15 protein-coding genes and 1 pseudogene are annotated in these 15,564 nt (G+C 74.4%); 8 read left to right on the top strand and 8 right to left on the bottom strand.

The annotated features are described in order from the left end of the window. The first annotated feature begins 157 nt into the window (after window positions 1-157). The 3 genes from AVW11_RS23230 to AVW11_RS23240 all read left to right on the top strand — a co-directional run bounded on the left by AVW11_RS23230 (window position 158) and on the right by AVW11_RS23240 (window position 2,637). The gene (locus tag AVW11_RS23230; RefSeq protein WP_076045676.1) at window positions 158-1,408 is read left to right on the top strand and encodes a mannosyltransferase family protein; all 1,251 of its coding nucleotides are present in this window, start codon (window positions 158-160) and stop codon (window positions 1,406-1,408) included. A gap of 60 nt (window positions 1,409-1,468) precedes the next feature. Further along, window positions 1,469-1,699 (top strand): antitoxin MazE7, encoded by a 231-nt coding sequence (locus AVW11_RS23235; protein WP_076045678.1) that lies wholly within the window; start codon window positions 1,469-1,471, stop codon window positions 1,697-1,699. Window positions 1,700-1,806: 107 nt separating this feature from the next. After that, window positions 1,807-2,637 (top strand): class I SAM-dependent methyltransferase, encoded by an 831-nt coding sequence (locus tag AVW11_RS23240; protein ID WP_076045680.1) that lies wholly within the window; start codon window positions 1,807-1,809, stop codon window positions 2,635-2,637. Between the two features lie 185 nt (window positions 2,638-2,822). On the opposite strand, the gene AVW11_RS23245 is transcribed toward AVW11_RS23240, so the two are convergent. From AVW11_RS23245 to AVW11_RS23260, 4 genes are all read right to left on the bottom strand, one after another. Beyond that, complete coding sequence (locus AVW11_RS23245; RefSeq protein ID WP_060178344.1) at window positions 2,823-3,932, bottom strand: serine hydrolase domain-containing protein; 1,110 nt, start codon at window positions 3,930-3,932, stop codon at window positions 2,823-2,825. A 120-nt stretch (window positions 3,933-4,052) separates the two neighbouring features. Further along, window positions 4,053-4,361 (bottom strand): hypothetical protein, encoded by a 309-nt coding sequence (locus AVW11_RS23250; protein WP_051699744.1) that lies wholly within the window; start codon window positions 4,359-4,361, stop codon window positions 4,053-4,055. 259 nt (window positions 4,362-4,620) lie between these two features. Beyond that, complete coding sequence (locus tag AVW11_RS23255) at window positions 4,621-5,034, bottom strand: rodlin (protein ID WP_030842928.1); 414 nt, start codon at window positions 5,032-5,034, stop codon at window positions 4,621-4,623. A 102-nt stretch (window positions 5,035-5,136) separates the two neighbouring features. After that, window positions 5,137-5,874: a class I SAM-dependent methyltransferase gene (locus AVW11_RS23260; RefSeq protein ID WP_076045692.1), complete on the bottom strand. Its 738-nt coding sequence runs from the start codon at window positions 5,872-5,874 to the stop codon at window positions 5,137-5,139. Between the two features lie 117 nt (window positions 5,875-5,991). Here AVW11_RS23260 and AVW11_RS23265 point away from each other — a divergent pair, with 117 nt between their 5' ends. Then, complete coding sequence (locus AVW11_RS23265; protein ID WP_076045682.1) at window positions 5,992-7,503, top strand: AMP-binding protein; 1,512 nt, start codon at window positions 5,992-5,994, stop codon at window positions 7,501-7,503. Window positions 7,504-7,743: 240 nt separating this feature from the next. After that, a complete protein-coding gene (locus tag AVW11_RS23270) occupies window positions 7,744-8,772 on the top strand; it encodes an alpha/beta hydrolase (RefSeq protein WP_076045684.1) in 1,029 nt (342 codons plus the stop codon). A 252-nt stretch (window positions 8,773-9,024) separates the two neighbouring features. Here the strand turns inward: AVW11_RS23270 and AVW11_RS23275 are convergent, their stop codons facing one another. Next, the gene (locus AVW11_RS23275) at window positions 9,025-9,567 is read right to left on the bottom strand and encodes an SMI1/KNR4 family protein (RefSeq protein WP_060178347.1); all 543 of its coding nucleotides are present in this window, start codon (window positions 9,565-9,567) and stop codon (window positions 9,025-9,027) included. Continuing rightward, window positions 9,551-9,694: pseudogene (locus tag AVW11_RS39325) on the bottom strand (hypothetical protein); the annotation flags it as partial. The pseudogene AVW11_RS39325 and the gene AVW11_RS23275, both read right to left, overlap by 17 nt. A gap of 304 nt (window positions 9,695-9,998) precedes the next feature. On the opposite strand from AVW11_RS39325, the gene AVW11_RS23280 reads away from it, so the two are divergent. Next, window positions 9,999-10,733 (top strand): DUF4328 domain-containing protein, encoded by a 735-nt coding sequence (locus AVW11_RS23280; RefSeq protein ID WP_079250742.1) that lies wholly within the window; start codon window positions 9,999-10,001, stop codon window positions 10,731-10,733. Window positions 10,734-10,741: 8 nt separating this feature from the next. On the opposite strand, the gene AVW11_RS23285 is transcribed toward AVW11_RS23280, so the two are convergent. Continuing rightward, entirely contained in the window at window positions 10,742-10,924 is a 183-nt protein-coding gene (locus AVW11_RS23285) for a hypothetical protein (RefSeq protein WP_030842951.1), read from the bottom strand. Between the two features lie 421 nt (window positions 10,925-11,345). On the opposite strand from AVW11_RS23285, the gene AVW11_RS23290 reads away from it, so the two are divergent. Next, on the top strand, window positions 11,346-11,777 hold the full coding sequence (locus AVW11_RS23290) for a GNAT family N-acetyltransferase (protein WP_030842955.1): 432 nt from the start codon (window positions 11,346-11,348) through the stop codon (window positions 11,775-11,777). Between the two features lie 207 nt (window positions 11,778-11,984). On the opposite strand, the gene AVW11_RS23295 is transcribed toward AVW11_RS23290, so the two are convergent. Continuing rightward, on the bottom strand, window positions 11,985-12,644 hold the full coding sequence (locus tag AVW11_RS23295) for a lysophospholipid acyltransferase family protein (protein WP_060178349.1): 660 nt from the start codon (window positions 12,642-12,644) through the stop codon (window positions 11,985-11,987). Window positions 12,645-12,877: 233 nt separating this feature from the next. Here AVW11_RS23295 and AVW11_RS38535 point away from each other — a divergent pair, with 233 nt between their 5' ends. Continuing rightward, window positions 12,878-15,481: a serine hydrolase gene (locus tag AVW11_RS38535; protein ID WP_240528239.1), complete on the top strand. Its 2,604-nt coding sequence runs from the start codon at window positions 12,878-12,880 to the stop codon at window positions 15,479-15,481. Window positions 15,482-15,564: the final 83 nt, after the last annotated feature.

The raw sequence follows: 15,564 nt of genomic DNA on the forward strand, positions 1-15,564 counted from the left end.
ATCCGCGGGACGCCTCGCGGCCGGCGCCCGGCGCCTCCCGCGCACCTCCCTCGCGCCCGCCCCGCGTCCACCACAGCCCACACCGCCGCCTGCCGACACCGGCCCGGAAACCCGGTCCGGCGGTTCCGCACACCCTCAGACGGCCAGGAGATCCTTCATGCCCGTTTCAGCCCCGCTCCGCGTGTCCGAGGCTGCCCGCTCGCGTCCCGCTCCGGCGAGCCGTCCCGCGACCCGCCGTCCCCGCCGTCCCGTCCGGCCCCGTTCGCTGCGGGCCCCGCGGTGGTTCGGGCCGGCCGACCGGGAGGTGCTGTGGCTCTACCTGCTGACCCGCGCCGGCATCTGGGCCACCGCCGGCGCCGTCGGCTGGCTGTTCCCCTCCGACGGTGAGAGCCGCCGGCCCGCCGCGCTGCTCGCGCCCTGGGAGCGGTGGGACTGGGCGTTCTACTTCCGCATAGCCAAGGACGGCTACTTCCCCGACGCGACGGGCCCCTGGACGGTCGGCTGGGACAACAGGGAGGCCTTCCTGCCCGGTTTCCCCCTCGCCCTGCGCGCCGTGCACACGATCGTCCCCTCCTGGGCCGCGTCCGGAGCGCTGATCTCCTTCGTCGCGGGAGGCGTCGCCGTCCTGGCCCTGGCCCGCATCGCCCGCGGCCGGCTGGGCGACGCCGAGGCCGGCCGGCGTGCCGCGGCCTTCCTCCTGGTGTCCCCCTGCGCGGTGTTCCTCGCCGCCGGCTACACCGAGTCGCTCTTCCTCGCGCTGGCCCTGCCCGCCTGGCTGGCCGCGCAGCGCCGGAGCTGGGCCGCCGCGTCCGTCCTGACCTGCCTGGCCTGCTCGGTGCGGGTCACGGGGCTGTTCCTCGCGGCCGCGCTCGTCCTGCACTTCCTCCTGACCGCGCGGACCCGCGCCGCCTGGCGGTCGGCCCCCTGGCTGTTCCTGCCGGCCCTGCCCCCGCTGCTCCACAGCTGGTACCTGCATGCGTGGACGGGCGACTGGATGGCGTGGAAGCACTCCCAGGAGCGGGGCTGGTACCGGGAGTTCCACCTGCCGTGGGAGGCATGGTCCAACACCTGGACGGCGGCCTTCGAACACACCCAGCCCACGGGCTACGCGTTCATGTGGCAGGCGGAGCTCCTGGCCATGGCGACCGGCGCCGTCCTCCTGGCCGTGCTGGTACGGGGCCGCCGCTGGCCGGAGGCCCTCTACATCGCCCTCACCCTGTGGGCCCTGGGCACCTCCTACTGGTACACCTCCGTGCCGCGCTCGACGCTGCTGTGGTGGCCGCTGTGGATCGCCCTGGCCGGTTGGAGCCTGCGCCGCCCGTGGGTGCGGAGCGCCTACCTGTACGTCGCCGGACCGCTGTGCACCACGGTGGCCATCACCTTCCTCACCGGGCGCTGGGCCGGATAGTGCGTGCCCCGGCGGGCCGAACGGGCCCCCGGCCGGCCGCCGGGCGCGCATACTCGGAGAATGGCCGACACCACCACCGTCGAGGTCGACACCGACGTGCACGACCGGCTCGCCGCTCTCGCCGCCGACCGCGGACTGAGCCTGCGCGCGTACCTCGCCGAACTCACCACCGCCCAGGAGAACGCGACCGCGCTCGCACGTGCCAGCCGGGCCTTCGAGGACGCGCTGGAACGCCCCGGCTTCCGCGAAGGCTTCGCGCGCGACTTCGGCGGCCTCACAGCCCGCGACTGACGGACCCGGCGCGGACGTACACCCGGGTGGCTCCGCCGACGGGTCGGTCCGACGGAACGTCCCTAGGCTCGGGGAAGGACCGCTTCGAGCGCTGGAGGACGGCTGTCATGACCGATGCGAGCGAGGCGCGGCAGGCCGACCGCAGCCTGAAGGCCAAGCACCGTGCGATGTGGGCCATGGGCGACTACCCGTCCGTGGCGTCCCACGTGGTCTCCCGGCTGGGGCCCCTGCTGGTGAAGGAGTGCGGGATCCAGATCGGCGACCGGGTCCTCGACATCGCGGCGGGCTCCGGCAACGCCGCCATTCCGGCCGCGCTGGCCGGGGCGGACGTCGTGGCATCCGATCTGACCCCCGAACTGCTGGAGGTCGGGCGGCACCTGGCGGCCGTGCAGGGCGCGAAGCTGGAGTGGCGGGAGGCCGACGCCGAGGACCTGCCCTTCGCGGACGGCGAGTTCGACGTCGTCATGTCCTGCATCGGCATCATGTTCGCGCCGCACCACCGGACCGCCGCCGACGAGATGCTGCGCGTGTGCCGGGCCGGCGGGACGGTCGGTCTGCTCAGCTGGACCCCCGAGGGGTTCGTCGGCCGGCTGTTCGCCACGATGAAGCCGTACGCCCCGCCGCCCCCGCCCGGTGTTCAGCCGCCGCCGCTGTGGGGGAACGAGGAGTACGTCCACGAGCTGCTCGGCGACGCGGTCACCGACGTCGTCGCCCGCCGCCGGACGGTCCCCGTGACCCTCTTCAAGAACCCTCCGGACTTCCGGGAGTTCTTCAAGGCCTGCTACGGGCCGACCATCGCCGTGTACCGCGCGGTGGGCGACGATCCGCAGAAGGTCGCGGCCCTGGACGCGGCGCTGGACGCCCTCGCGGCCGAGCACACCACGGACGGCGTGATGGAGTGGGAGTACCTGCTGCTGACCGCCCACCGCTGGGGCTGACGCCCCACCAGCCGCCCCCTCCCGTCACGGGCGGCGGCAGCCGGCAAGGCCTGGCTCGACGCGTACGGCTCCACCCGCACCGGCACCCTCCCGGTGGGCCGGGCCACGGGCTGAGCCCCACCGGCCCACCGGCCCGCCGAAGCCTGGCCCGGGCCCGCCCGCACGACAGGCCGGGCCCTCGCGCCTCACACCGGGCGGTCGCCGGCGAACTCGGCTTCGAGGACCTGCGTGAAGATGCCGATCGGGTCGTCCCAGTCGCCGTTGACGCTCTGGGCGACGAGGTGCTCGCCGTCGCGGGTGCCGTAGGTGTAGCAGAACGAGCCGTTGATGGCGCCGCCCATGCCCCATACCGTCGCGCCTGAGGACACCGTCATCGACGACATGCCCAGGCCGTAGGCGGCGCCGGGGATCCATTTCCCCTCGGGGGCCGGGCGGGCCGCGAACATCTCCTCCTGCTGGGCGGGCGGCAGCAGCCGGCCGCCGAGCAGCTCCGCGAAGAAGCGGTTCAGGTCCCGGGCGGTGGAGACCATCCCGCCGGCCGACCAGGCGAAGCTGGTGTCCAGCTCGGTCACGTCGTGGATCTCGGCGTCGGGCGTGTTGAGGAAGTTCTTGCTGTAGAGGCGGGCGTGCGGGCCGCGCAGCCCGTGCTCGTCACCCCCCGGAAGGTATGTTCCGGCCAGCTCCAGCGGGCGGGCGATGCGCCGCTCCAGCTGCTGGGCGAAGGTCCGCCCGGTCGCCTTCTCGATGATCAGGCCGACGAGGACGTAGCCGGTGTTGCTGTACGTCCAGCCCTCACCCGGTGCGAAGTCCGGGGCGTGGGTGGTCGCGATCTCCACGAGCTGCTCGGGGCTGAAGCGGTCGTAGCGGTGCTCCAGGAAGGCCGGACCGTAGTGCCGGGAGAGCAGCGACTCGTCGACGGCGTAGTTGAAGACCCCGCTGGTCATGCCCAGCAGGTGCCTGACGGTGATCGCGTCGGCGTCGTATCCGTTGCCCCTGACCAGGCCGGGCAGCCACTGCTCGACGGTGTCGTCGAGGGACAGCTTGCGTTCGGCGGCGAGCTGGAGGGCCAGGGTGGCCGTGAAGGTCTTGGTGGTGCTCCCGATGCGGTACTGCTCCTCGGGCAGCCGCCCGCGGCCGGTCGCCGTGTCGGCCACCCCCGCAGCCGCGAACCACCGGCCCCGGCGGTCCTGGACCTCGGCGACCATGCCGGGGAGGCCGGCGCCGCTCACCGCCCGGTCCAGGACCTCCTGCACGGCGGCTCGCGAACTCCTCTGCTGGGGAACGGGCTTGGTCATCCGTTGGCTCCTCGATGCGCGCCAGTCACGTTCTTCCCGATGGGGAAGACGCTACGGCGCGGCACCGCGGCCGCGCTGGCCCGCTCCCGGCCAACATCAATACGACCGAAACGCCCCGGTTCACCCGTCGGTGCGCCCCTCCTTGCGGCGGGCGCCGCCCCGGCCCCTGCCCTCGGGGGCGATCATGGCGATCAGTCCGTAGTCCAGCTCGGCGCCGTCGACGAGCAGGGCTTCGATGGTGCGGGTGGCGGGGTCGATGTCGGCCTCCACGCCTTCTCCCCGGTAGCGGGGGTAACCGGAAGCCCCCTGCTCGCCGGTCGCCTCGACCACGGCCGACCTCAGGGCGCGGTCCGCCGGGGAGGCGCCACGGAGGTTCTCGATGTGTTCGGGCACCACCAGGATCTCGAAGCTCTGCGGCTCAGTGGTCATGGAACCGAAGCTACCGGATAGTGCGCCGCACAGCCGGTCTCACACGTCGCGGCGTCCCACCGCGATCACGTGACAGAGCCTCCGGCCCGGTCGGGGGCGGGAGGCTCTGTGGTGTGACGTCCGGTGCCCACGTCGCCGGCCGTCCGGGCCGGCGCGCGCCGTTCGAAGCGTCGGATCGTCGGATCCGGACGGACCAAGCCGGGGCCCCGTGGGCACTCGCGCGGGCGTCGGAGGCCCCGGCTCGTACAAGGGGACTGCGTCAGCTGCCGGCCGAGAGGTTGCCCGACAGGACCGGGATGTTGTCCAGGATGTGGGAGAGCGACTCGTCGCCCTTGGCCTGGGTGGAGTTCTCGGTGCACTGCTGGTTCTGCGGGTTGGACAGGACGTTGATGTCCTGGACGCCGACGTTGGCGATGAGCGCCAGCACGGACTGGGCGTTGACCTTGACCGGCAGGCCGATGCAGGGCTTGTTCAGGGTGCCCTGGACCAGGCCGAGCTGCGGGCTCTGGTCGCCGTGGGTCTTCTGGTTGCCGTAGATCTGCTGGGCGCCGTTGCCGTTGACGGTGTTGATCCCGTTGTCGTTGCCGACGGCCATGGCCGGGGCGGCGACGGCGGCGCCCGCGCCGACGATGGAGGCGGTGGCAGCGGCGGTGGCCATAATCTTCTTGAGCATCAGGGGTCCTTGTGTCACACGAGTGCGTGGGGGTGAGCGCCTTGATCAACGGATGGGGCGGCGGCGGGTTCCGGCGCTTCACCCGATTGGCGGCACCCCGTGTCACCCTCCCCTGACGGCCACATTCAGCTCGACCACGTAGTGCTCCTCCACCCACCCGTCGGGGAAACGGCCCAGGAGGAGGGCGCGTTCGTCGCCCAGGAAGGCTTCGGTTCCCGGCTCGCCGACGAGGAAGAGGGAATGGGTGGACAGTTTGGCCAGGTGCGTGTCGACCGAGACCCGCCGCGACCACGACAGGTGACGGGCGGTGAACCGCAGCCCGTCCTGGGAGCGGGCGCGTTCGTTGATGTACCAGCCGGGGCCGAACCGGGCCTCGATGCGGGACTGCTGCTCCGCGATCCAATCGACCGTGGTGTCGGGGTCGTTGTGCCAGATCGCCAGCGCCCCGCCGGGCCGCAGCACCCGCAGCGCCTCGGGGACGGCGCGGTCCGGATCGGTCCAGTGCCAGGACTGCGCGTACGTGAGCAGGTCCAGGCATCCGCAGGACAGCGGCAGCCTGTTGCCGTCCGCGCGCACCAGAGGGGTGCCGGGGTTGCGGCGCCGGAACTCGGCGGCCATGCCCTCGCCGGGCTCCACCCCGACCACCCGCGCGCCGCGCGCCTCCAGCAGGGACGTGGCGATTCCCGTACCCGCGCCCACGTCGGCGACGCGGGCGCCGGCCAGGGGGAAGCCGGCCAGTTCCGCGAGCGCGTCGAAGAGCTCGGGCGGATACGAGGGGCGGTTCGCGGCGTAGCGCGCCGCCGCGGAGCTGAATGAACGAGCACGGGATTCGGTCGTCATGACGCCCATGATGCCGCTGGGCCGGCCTTCCGTGGAGTGTGCCGCCGGTGTGGTGGAGGCGGGCGCGGCAGGAGTGACCGTACGATCACCCTCGGTAGGCGGGAAGGGGGGTCGCACATGGTGGCCGCGCGATATGTCACGGAGCTGGTCGCGGCGTTCGAGCGGCACGCGGGGCGGCCCGCGCTCGGGACCGGGCCGGTCGTGCTGGAGTTCCAGGAGGTGCTCGACGCAGCTGGCCGGCTGGCGGGAGTCCTGGCGGAGTCGGGGATCGGGCGGGGCTCGGGGCTGGCGTGCGTGGCGGGCACGAACCGCCCCGAGGTGCTGCTGGTGCGGATCGCCGCGCACCTGCTGGGTGCGCGGCTGACGCAGGTCGTCACCGGACCGGCCCTGTACGGGCTGGAGTTCATCCTCCGGGACTGCCGGCCGGACCTGGTGGTGCACGACGTGCCGGTGCCCGGTACGGGGGCGCGCCGGCTGGGCCTGGACGAGGCGGTCCGGCAGTCCGGCCGGAGTGCGGCCGGGCCGGTGTCGGTACGGGCGCGGGACGACGACGTGGCGCGCGTGACCTACACGGGCGGGACGACGGGACGGCCCAAGGGGGTCGCCTCGACCTTCGGGGCGATGGCCGCCCGCAACTCCGTACGGCCGGCGGGCTGGGCGAAGACGGACTACCTGTCGGTCACCTCGCTGGCGCAGCGGTCCGGGGGGCGGTGCCTGGAGCAGTTCCGGGCCGGCGGCCGGGTGGAGATCCTCGAGCCGTTCGGGACGCGGGAGTTCGCCGCGGCCTGCCGGAGGCTGGCGCCGGTGTCCACCTACCTGACGACGTCGATGGTGTACCGGCTGCTGGACGATCCGGTGACGGCCCGCGGCGTGCCGGGGCTGGAGGTGGTCTCCTACGGGGACTCCCCCGTCCATCCGGAACGGTTGCGGGAGGCGGTGACGCGGTGGGGCGGGCGGTGGCGGCAGGGCTACGGCACGAACGAGGCGGGGGTGGTCTGCCGGCTGTCCCCCGCCGACCACGATGCGGGGGTGGGCGCGCGGCCGGAGCTGCTGGCGTCGGTGGGCAGGCCCGTCGACGGGGTGGAGGCCGAGGTCCGCGACGAGCGGGGCGCGGTGGTGGCGGCCGGGCTCACGGGCGAGGTGTGGACCCGGTCGGCGGCGATGATGTCCGGCTACTGGGGCCGGCCAGGGATGACGGCCGAGGTGCTGCGGGAGGGCTGGCTGCGGACCGGGGACCTCGGTCACTTCGACGGGGACGGCTACCTGTACCTCGACGACCGGGCCGTGGACGTGGTGATGGTCGACGGGGACAACGTGTACTGCGTGCCGGTGGAGGCGGCGCTCGCCCGGCACCCCGCCGTCGCGCAGGCGGTGGTGGTGGGCCGGCACAGCGACCTCACCGGGGAGGAGGTGTGCGCCTTCCTGGTGCCGGCGGTCGGCTGCGGGCCGAGCCCCGAGGTGGCCGGCGAAGCCTGTGACCTGGTGGAACGGGCGCTGGCTCGGGCCCACCGGCCCACCGCCGTGTTCTGGGTGGCGGAGGTGCCGCTGACCGTGCGCGGCAAGCCGGACAAGCGACGGCTGCGTGAACGCGCGGCGGCGGCCGCGGAGGCAGGCGGCGGGCGGGCGTAGCGGTGGCCGCCGCGACCCGCCGGGGGCGTGCCGCCGCCGGTAGCGCGCGCCCGGGGCGCCTCGCCCCGGGAGCCTCGCCCCGGCCGGTGCCGGTCCCGCGCGCCATGCGGTCCCTCGGCCGCCACGCCTACCACGCCTTCGGGCAACGCCGTCGGGGGCGCGGGCTCGTGGCCCGTGCACGGTGGACCGCAGTGGCCGGCCGGCCACCCCCGGGACGGGTGCGGGTGGTTGACTGGGTGTATGGATCTCGCGCGCGACGGGCTCGGCCCCGACTCCGTGGCGGGGTGTGCGCCCCCGCTCGATCCCGAACTGGCCTTGGCGGTGCAGGCTTTGGGGGGCGGGGTGGTCGCGGAGCCGTTCACTCCGGAGAATCTTGCCGCCCGGCAGGCGCGGGACGTCGCCGTGCGGCCGCGGCCGACCGTGCGGGAGCTTCGGGACGGCGGCCGCTTCGACGTCGACGAGCTGTGCGTGCCGGGGCCGCCCGGCGGGCCCGACGTGACGCTGGTCAGTGCGCGGCCCGCGGGCCTCGACGGGCCGCTGCCGCTGCTCTACTACATGCACGGCGGCGGCATGATCCTGGGCAACGCCCCGGTCGTGCTGCCGCAGTTGCTCCGCGAATGGGCCCTGCCCCTGGAGATGGCCGTCGTCTCCGTCGAGTACCGGCTGGCGCCCCGGGTGCGCCATCCCGGCCCGGTGGAGGACTGCTACGCCGGCCTCGTCTGGGCGGCCGCCCATGCGGCGGAGCTGCGCATCGACCCCGAGCGCATCGTCATCGGCGGGAAGAGCGCCGGCGGCGGCCTCGCCGCGGCGCTCGCCCTGCTCACCCGCGACCGGGGCGGCCCCACGCCGATCGGGCAACTCCTGCTGTGCCCGATGCTCGACGACCGCGGCGACACCTTCTCCGGACGCCAGATGGCCGGTGTCGACGTCTGGGACCGGACCTCCAACGCGACGGCGTGGCAGGCGCTGCTCGGCGATCTGTACGGCACCCCGGACGTGCCGCCGTACGCCGCCCCCGCGCGGGCCACGGATCTGACCGGGCTGCCCCCGGCCTACATCGACGTCGGGTCGGCCGAGACGTTCCGGGACGAGGACGTGGCCTACGCGAACGCGATCTGGCAGGCGGGCGGCCAGGCCGAACTCCACGTGTGGCCGGGGGCCTTCCACGGCTTCGACACCTTCGCGCCGGACGCCGCCCTCAGCCGGGAGGCCCGCGCCGCCCGCACCCGCTGGCTCCGGCGCGTCCTCAGCCGGTCCGCGGCCGCCTGAACGGCCGGCCGTCGCACGGCCACGCGGGCCGGGACGGCCGGGCCGCCGCGGCGGACGGTGCGGGGCGGGTGCCGCGGCTGCGGCTCGGGCCGGAGCGCCCCGCCGCGGGCAGTACGCCGACGGGCGGCCCGGTCGTCCGGCCCGGTCAGGAACTCGGCGCCGGCCCCGGCCCACGGGAAAACGCCCCCACCGGTCCGGACCCGCGAGGCGCCGGGCCCCGGTTCGGTCCGTACCCGCCGTGCCGACGCGCTGTCAGCCCCACCCCTCGCCGCCGGCCGGCCTGCGCCGGATCCAGTCTGCGAACCCGGCGGGCTCGCCGTCGGGGGCGGGGCTGGCGCCGACGTCGGCGACCAGCCAGACCCGGCCGCGCTGCGGTCCCGTGGTGACGAGGAGCCAGAACGACCGGGTGTCCTGCGCGCAGAGCACGATCGAGCCGTGGGAGAACACCGCGTCGATCCGGGCGTCCTCGTCGTCCCCGACGGACTCGTCGTCCTCCCAGATCCACTCGTCCTCGAGCGGGAACAGCGCGTCCGGCCGCCGCTGCTTCCCACCGGCCCAGCACGCGGGCAGTTGCCCGAGGGGTTGCAGCCCGCCGTCGCGCGGCCCCGGGGCGGACCCGTTGCCGACTTCGGCGACGAACGACCGGTAGGGCTCCGGCAGGGTCACCCCGTGCTCCGCCTCCCACGCCTCGACGGCCGCGTACCCGAGGGCCGGCTCGCGCAGCGCGGCGGGTACCGCGGCGCGCAGTCCCGCGAGGGTGGCTTCGTCGGGGCGCGGATCAGGTGTTCTCGTCACGCCGCCATGATCGCAGGAGCCGGGCGGGACGTAGCCTGGGCTTCGCTTCGAGGGAGGCGACAGGTTCGAAGTCCATGTGCGCGATCGACAGGTTCGCGTGGACGCCGTGGACGCCGGCGGGGACGGTCCGGAACCCACGTGGCGCGGCCGGGAGTCGACGAGCTCCTGGTAGTGCTCGGGGCGAGGTCCTGGAGCTCGGGCACGAGGCACTCGCCGACCCCGGGGGCGTGTTGCGGCCCTGCTCAGCCGCGGCGGGTCACCACGCGTCGCACGGCCCCTCCCCGGGACAGCACAGTCCGATCTGCGGCTCACCCCCCTGCGACCTGGGGAAACGGGTGTGACGCGGTCGTAGGGATGCCGTAGGTTCCTGCCTGGCCCGCCCTCTTCGGCGCGCGCCTTCCTGTTTTCCGTACCCGTGGGGGTTCTTCAGCATGTCCGCGTCCCCGGCCGGTCCGCCGGTCCCGTCCCCGAATCCCCTGCCGGCCGTCACGCGCGTACGGCTGCGCCCGGTCGTGGGCCTGGCCATCGCGCTGACCGTACTGTGCGTGGTGCTCGCCGGGTGCAGCGCGTACGCCGTGCACGCGGACTGGACCAGGTGGGCGCTCATGGACCGGCTTGTCTCGGACCCCGGTGCGGTCGGCGATGCCGAACTGGGCCGCGCCGAGAGCCTGATCGGCCTGGCCGGCTCCGTCCAGTCCAGGGCCTTGATCGTCACGTGCGCCGTGTTCGTCGTCTGGTTCCACCTGGTGCGCACGAATGCCAGGGTCTTCGCGTCGGGCTCGGACGAGCCCACAGCCGGTGTGGCGGTCGGGGCCCGGTTCGTGCCGCGGGGCAAACTCTGGCTGCCGTACCGGATCGCGGCGACCGCCTGGGTGTCGAGCAGGCCTCTCGGGGCGGAGGACGGCTCGCGGCGGTTCCCGTCGACCCTGGTCAACGTCGGGTGGGGCGCCTTCCTGGCGGCCCGGGTCCTGGGGTGGTGCGGGGGCATGGCCTCCAGCCTCGCCGAGAGCCCCGACGCCGTTCGCCACGCGGCCGCGGCCATGCTGGTGGGGGACGTCCTCGACGTCGTGGCTGCCGTCCTCGCGGTGCTTTTCGTCGTCAGGCTGACGGCCATGCAGTGGAGCAGGTCCGCCCAGGAGCCCGCCGTCGCGGCGGTGCGGCTGTAGCTGTTCGCTCAGGCGGCCGGGACGACCGAGGCGCGGACGGCTGCGGCCCACTCCTGGAGCAGGGCGGCGTGACGGATGCGCTCCGCGTCGGAGAGGCGGCCTTCGGCGCGTGCGAAGAGACAGCGGATGTCGGCGTTGATCTCGGCGAGGGTGCGTTCGGGCGTCGGGCGGTCTTCAGGGGTCGGGCTCACGTGATCAAGAGTAGGGCCGGGGTCCGACAACGGTGGGCCGTGTCCGGCATGCGGACGCCGGGTTCCGCCGTGGCGGACCCGGCGGACTTGGCCTGGGATCCGGGCGGCCGGTACCGGACAGTTCAAGGGTGCTGAGCCCGTGTCGGGGCCGTGGCGGCTCCTGGCCTCGCCGTACGGACCGTCGGAGACGACGGGTGCCATGTCGGCGCAGGCGGTCACCGGCTCGGCCCGGCGGCATTCGGTGAGGCCTTGTCGGTCGTGCCCGTCGCCACCGGCGTGTACCGCACGGGGTGCCCCTGCTTCGGGTCGCGCGCCCCGATCGGGAGCCGCTCACCCGTCGGCCACGGCGGCGCGAGATCACCGTCGCGTCGCCGCTTCACCTGCCGCTCGCCCGCCGTGTCACGGCCGTTACGCTGCCGCCATGAAGATCATCGACCTGGAGCCCGGTGACGGCCGGCTCACCGCCGACCTGCTTCCCGTGCTGCTCGAACTGCGCCCCCACCTCACCGAGGAGCTTTTCCTCTCGGTCCTCGCCGAGGGGCGGGACCAGGGGCTGCGCTTCACCGCCGCCTACGACGCGGACGGTGCGTGCGTGGGGGCGGCGGGCTGGCGGATCGTCGCCACCACGTCCATGGTGCGCAAGCTGTACGTCGACGATCTGGTCACCGCGGCCGCCGCCCGTTCCGGCGGTGTGGGACACGCGCTGCTGGCGCACCTGGAGCAGCACGCACGGGCCGCCCGGTGCACCGCCCTCACCTTGGATTCCGGGACCCAGCGGACCGACGCGCACCGCTTCTACTTCCGCGAGCGGATGGCCGTGACGGCCTTCAGCTTCGAGAAGCCGCTCCTCTGATCCGAGGAGGGTGAGGGGGCGAGCCCGCCGCGCGGCGGTGTCGGCCGCGCCCCGCGGTCCGGTCCGCAGAACGGGGTCCCGGTTTGCCAGCGCGCAGCCGCAAGCCCTGCCGCTGTACACGGGCGTCGGGCCACCGGCTGGGCGCGCCCGTCGGCACGGACACCGACCCGCCCATCGGCCGCCTCGGGCACAGCGCCTGTTGGGCCGTCATACGGCCGCGCAGGCCTCCCCGGCGGCGGTGGCGGCGGTGCGCCAGGCGGCGGTGACGGCCTCGCGGGCCCGGTCCGTCGCCTCCGGCACCCGGTCGGGGAGGTGCACCGGCGACCCGATGTGCACGTGGAGGCAGGGCCGGCGCAGCGGCGCCGTGAAGACCCCGGCGAGTTGCTTGGCGCCGCTGCCGGAGCACAGGCGGCGGGAGCCGGCCTGACCGACGGGTACGACGGGCGCCCCGGTGGCGGCGGCGAGCCGGGCCAGGCCGCTGCGGAAGGGGCCCGGGGCCGACTCTCCCGCGTCGCGGCGCGCCGGCAGCCCGCCCTCGCCGTAGAGCAGCACGCTCCGGCCCGAGGCGAGGGCCACGGCGGCGGCGTCCAGCGAGTCCGCGGCCCGGGCGGTGCCGCGGTGGACGGCGATGTGGCCCTCGCGGCGCAGCGCCGGACCGAGCAGCGGTACGCGCCACAGTCCGGCCGTGGCCAGGATCACCGGCTCGATGCCGTGCCGGCGCAGCGCGGCGACCACCACGGCGGGGTCGGCGAGCGAGGTGTGGTTGGCCACGAGGATGGAACCGGTGGCGGGTCGGGCACCGGGGTCGGCGGTGACGGTCAGCCGCCCGAAGGCGGGGACCAGGGCGGCGGCGATTCGGCTGAGCATGGACGGCCCCGTTCGGTGGTGCGGTGGTGTTGCGGTCCATCGTCGGCGGGGGCGAACACGCGGTCATGAGTAGCCGTACTCACCGAATATGACCGAACGGTCACAAGATCGGGCTCGGGGAACGTGTACTGCGCGCCCTGCATCTAGCAGTGTGGCGGGGCCCTCTCGGGTGCCGCCGAACGGTATCTGCACAGTGTGAGCGGCAAGGCGGGGCTGGGATGAAGGCGGTTACGGTGACGGACGGTTCCTCGGACGACCCGAAGGGCGAGGGAACCACCGTCGCGGGGGCGGAACCCGAGAAGGCGGCGTCCGCGTCGGCGGACGCGACCGCGGAAGCGGAGTCCTCGCGGCCCGCCGCCGCGTCGGACGGTGAGCCGGAGGCCACGGCGGAAGCGGACCCCGAGACGGAGGCCGACGCGAACGGGGACGTCGCCCACCGGCCGGCCCGTGGTGCCGCGGCCGGGGCCGGAGCGGCCTCCGGGGTTGAGGCCGAGGAGAGCCAGGCGGAACCGCCTGCCGAGGCCGGCTCCGGCTCCAGCTCCGGCTCCGAGGACTCCCGCACGCAGATCCTGCGTGTACCCCCCGCCACCGCCCCGGACGACAAGCCCGAGCCCGAGGCGCCCACGGCCAAGGCGAAGCCTCGCGCGGACACCCCGGCAGCCCCCGACCCCGACAACGGGACCGACGCGCCCGACGCGGCGGCCAAGCCCGCGCCCGGCGACCCGCGCGCGCAGATCCTGCGTGCGCCCCGCACCGCCGCACCCGACGACAAGCACGCAGAGCGGACCGCCGACGAGGCCGCCACCGGGACCGAAGGCCCCCGGGCGGACACCGAGTCGAAGGCCGCGCCGAAGCAGACGCCCGAGGCCGGCGCGGGATCCCGCTCCGGCTCCGGCTCCGAATCCGAGGACTCCCGCACGCAGATCCTGCGTGTACCCCCCACCACCGCCCCGGACGACAAGCCCGAGCCCGAGGCGCCCACGGCCAAGGCGAAGCCCCGGGCGGACACCCCGGCAGCACCCGACCCCGACAACGGGACCGACACGCCCGACACCGCCCCCGAGCCCGACGCGGCGGCCAAGCCCGAGCCCGATGACTCCCGCACGCAGGTCCTGCGCGTACCCGGCACCACCACCCCCGACCGCAAGGCCGAGGACAAGCCCGAGCCCGACGACTCCCGCACGCAGGTCCTGCGCGTACCCGGCTCCACCACTCCCGACCGCAAGGCCGAGGACAAGCCCGAGCCCGAGTCTTCCGGGAAGAAGGGTGCCGAGAGCGCTCCGAAGGTGCCGTCCTGGGCGGCGGCGCGGCAGGAGAAGCCGGAATCCGCATCGGAGTCCGCATCGGAGTCTGAGTCGGCGTCCGACTCGGAGTCGGAGTCCGAACCGAGGTCGGGGTCGGAGTCCGAGCGGACGAGTCGGTTCGTCGCGCTCAAGGACCTCGATTCCCCGCCGCCCGTCGCGGCGCGCCCCCGGCCCACCACCCAGCCCCACCCCCGGCCGGAGGCCGCCGCGCCGACGGCCGTGCCGCAGCCCCTGCCGCCGCTGGACCTGCTGGCCGAACTCACCAACACCCCGGCCGCGCCGGAGACCCCCCGCCGCACCGTGCTCCGCCGCGTCAAGGTGTGGACGCCGATCCTGCTGCTGCTGGTCGGTGCCTGCATCGGCGGCCAGATGCTGCGGCCCCTGCCCGACTCCCGGCTCGTGGCCGCCGAGACCGACCACACCGTCGACGGGCAGCTGTCGATACCGTGGCCCGCCAAGGGCCAGGGCGCCGTCCGCGTCGTGGGCTCCGGCGACATCGGGACCTTCGGGGAGCAGAAGGCCGTCCCGACCGCCAGCGTCGCCAAGATCATGACGGCCTACGTGGTTCTCAAGGGCCACCCGCTGCGCAAGACCGAGCCCGGACCGGAGATCACGGTCGACGCGAAGGCCGTGGCGGACGGCAACTCCGGGAACGAGTCCCGGATCACGGGCCTCACCGTCGGCTCCAAGTTCAGCCAGCAGGACATGCTGAAGATGCTCATGATCCCCTCGGGCAACAACGTCGCCCGTCTGCTGGCGCGCTGGGACACGGGCACCGATTCCGAGGCCGCGTTCGTGGAGAAGATGAACGCCGCCGCCCGGGAACTCGGGATGAAGGACACCGTGTACACCGATCCGAGCGGGCTGGACGCGGGGACCGTCAGCACCGCCACCGATCAGCTGAAGCTCGCCGAGGCGGTGATGAAGGACGAGGCGTTCCGCGCGATCGTCGCGCTGCCCGAGGCCCCCATCAAGGGCCTGGGTGAGAAGCTCGTCAACAACAACGACCTGCTCACGGTGCAGGGCCTGAGCATCCGCGGCATCAAGACCGGCTCCAGCACCCCCGCCGGCGGAACCTTCGTGTGGGCGGCCTACAAGTCGGTCGGTGACGAGACCCCGCTGATCGTGGGCTCGTTGATGGAGCAGCGCGCGCCCGCGCCCGACGAGAACGCCCTCAAGAGCCTGGAGCTGGTGAAGGCGAACAGCAGGAAGATCATCGAAGCGGTACGGGCGGCCCTGGCCTCCACCCCGCTCGTCCGCAAGGGCGACGTCGTCGGGTACGTGGACGACGGGCTCGGCGGCCGTACTCCGCTCGTGGCCGTCAAGGACCTGAACGTGATCAGCGTGCCCGGTCAGCGGTTCAAGCTGTCCCTGAAGGCCGGCGCCTCGCCGCTGCCGCGCACCGCGAAGGACGGGACGGAGGTCGGTGTGCTGACGGCTGGCGAGGGCGAGGGGGCCAAGAGCGTCCCGGTGGCCGTCAAGGGAGCCCTGGCCGAGCCCTCGTTCGGCACCCGGCTCACCCGTCTCGGCTGAGCAACGGGGCGACCGGGCAGCTGAGCGGCTGCGGCACAGCGGGGATCCGGGTCCCGGCCGCCGGTCCGGGTCCGGACCGGCGG

This window comes from Streptomyces amritsarensis, from assembly GCF_001953875.1.
Taxonomy (GTDB): Bacteria; Actinomycetota; Actinomycetes; order Streptomycetales; family Streptomycetaceae; genus Streptomyces; species Streptomyces amritsarensis.

What these genes read in the sequence shown, in the direction of transcription:
- AVW11_RS23240 (WP_076045680.1), top strand. Translation starts at nt 1,807, where the DNA reads ATGACCGATGCGAGCGAGGCGCGGCAGGCCGACCGCAGCCTGAAGGCC.
- AVW11_RS23230 (WP_076045676.1), top strand. Translation starts at nt 158, where the DNA reads ATGCCCGTTTCAGCCCCGCTCCGCGTGTCCGAGGCTGCCCGCTCGCGT.
- AVW11_RS23280 (WP_079250742.1), top strand. Translation starts at nt 9,999, where the DNA reads ATGTCCGCGTCCCCGGCCGGTCCGCCGGTCCCGTCCCCGAATCCCCTG.
- AVW11_RS23290 (WP_030842955.1), top strand. Translation starts at nt 11,346, where the DNA reads ATGAAGATCATCGACCTGGAGCCCGGTGACGGCCGGCTCACCGCCGAC.
- AVW11_RS23250 (WP_051699744.1), bottom strand. Translation starts at nt 4,361, where the DNA reads ATGACCACTGAGCCGCAGAGCTTCGAGATCCTGGTGGTGCCCGAACAC.
- AVW11_RS23270 (WP_076045684.1), top strand. Translation starts at nt 7,744, where the DNA reads ATGGATCTCGCGCGCGACGGGCTCGGCCCCGACTCCGTGGCGGGGTGT.
- AVW11_RS23245 (WP_060178344.1), bottom strand. Translation starts at nt 3,932, where the DNA reads ATGACCAAGCCCGTTCCCCAGCAGAGGAGTTCGCGAGCCGCCGTGCAG.
- AVW11_RS23295 (WP_060178349.1), bottom strand. Translation starts at nt 12,644, where the DNA reads ATGCTCAGCCGAATCGCCGCCGCCCTGGTCCCCGCCTTCGGGCGGCTG.
- AVW11_RS23260 (WP_076045692.1), bottom strand. Translation starts at nt 5,874, where the DNA reads ATGACGACCGAATCCCGTGCTCGTTCATTCAGCTCCGCGGCGGCGCGC.
- AVW11_RS23265 (WP_076045682.1), top strand. Translation starts at nt 5,992, where the DNA reads ATGGTGGCCGCGCGATATGTCACGGAGCTGGTCGCGGCGTTCGAGCGG.
- AVW11_RS23235 (WP_076045678.1), top strand. Translation starts at nt 1,469, where the DNA reads ATGGCCGACACCACCACCGTCGAGGTCGACACCGACGTGCACGACCGG.
- AVW11_RS23255 (WP_030842928.1), bottom strand. Translation starts at nt 5,034, where the DNA reads ATGCTCAAGAAGATTATGGCCACCGCCGCTGCCACCGCCTCCATCGTC.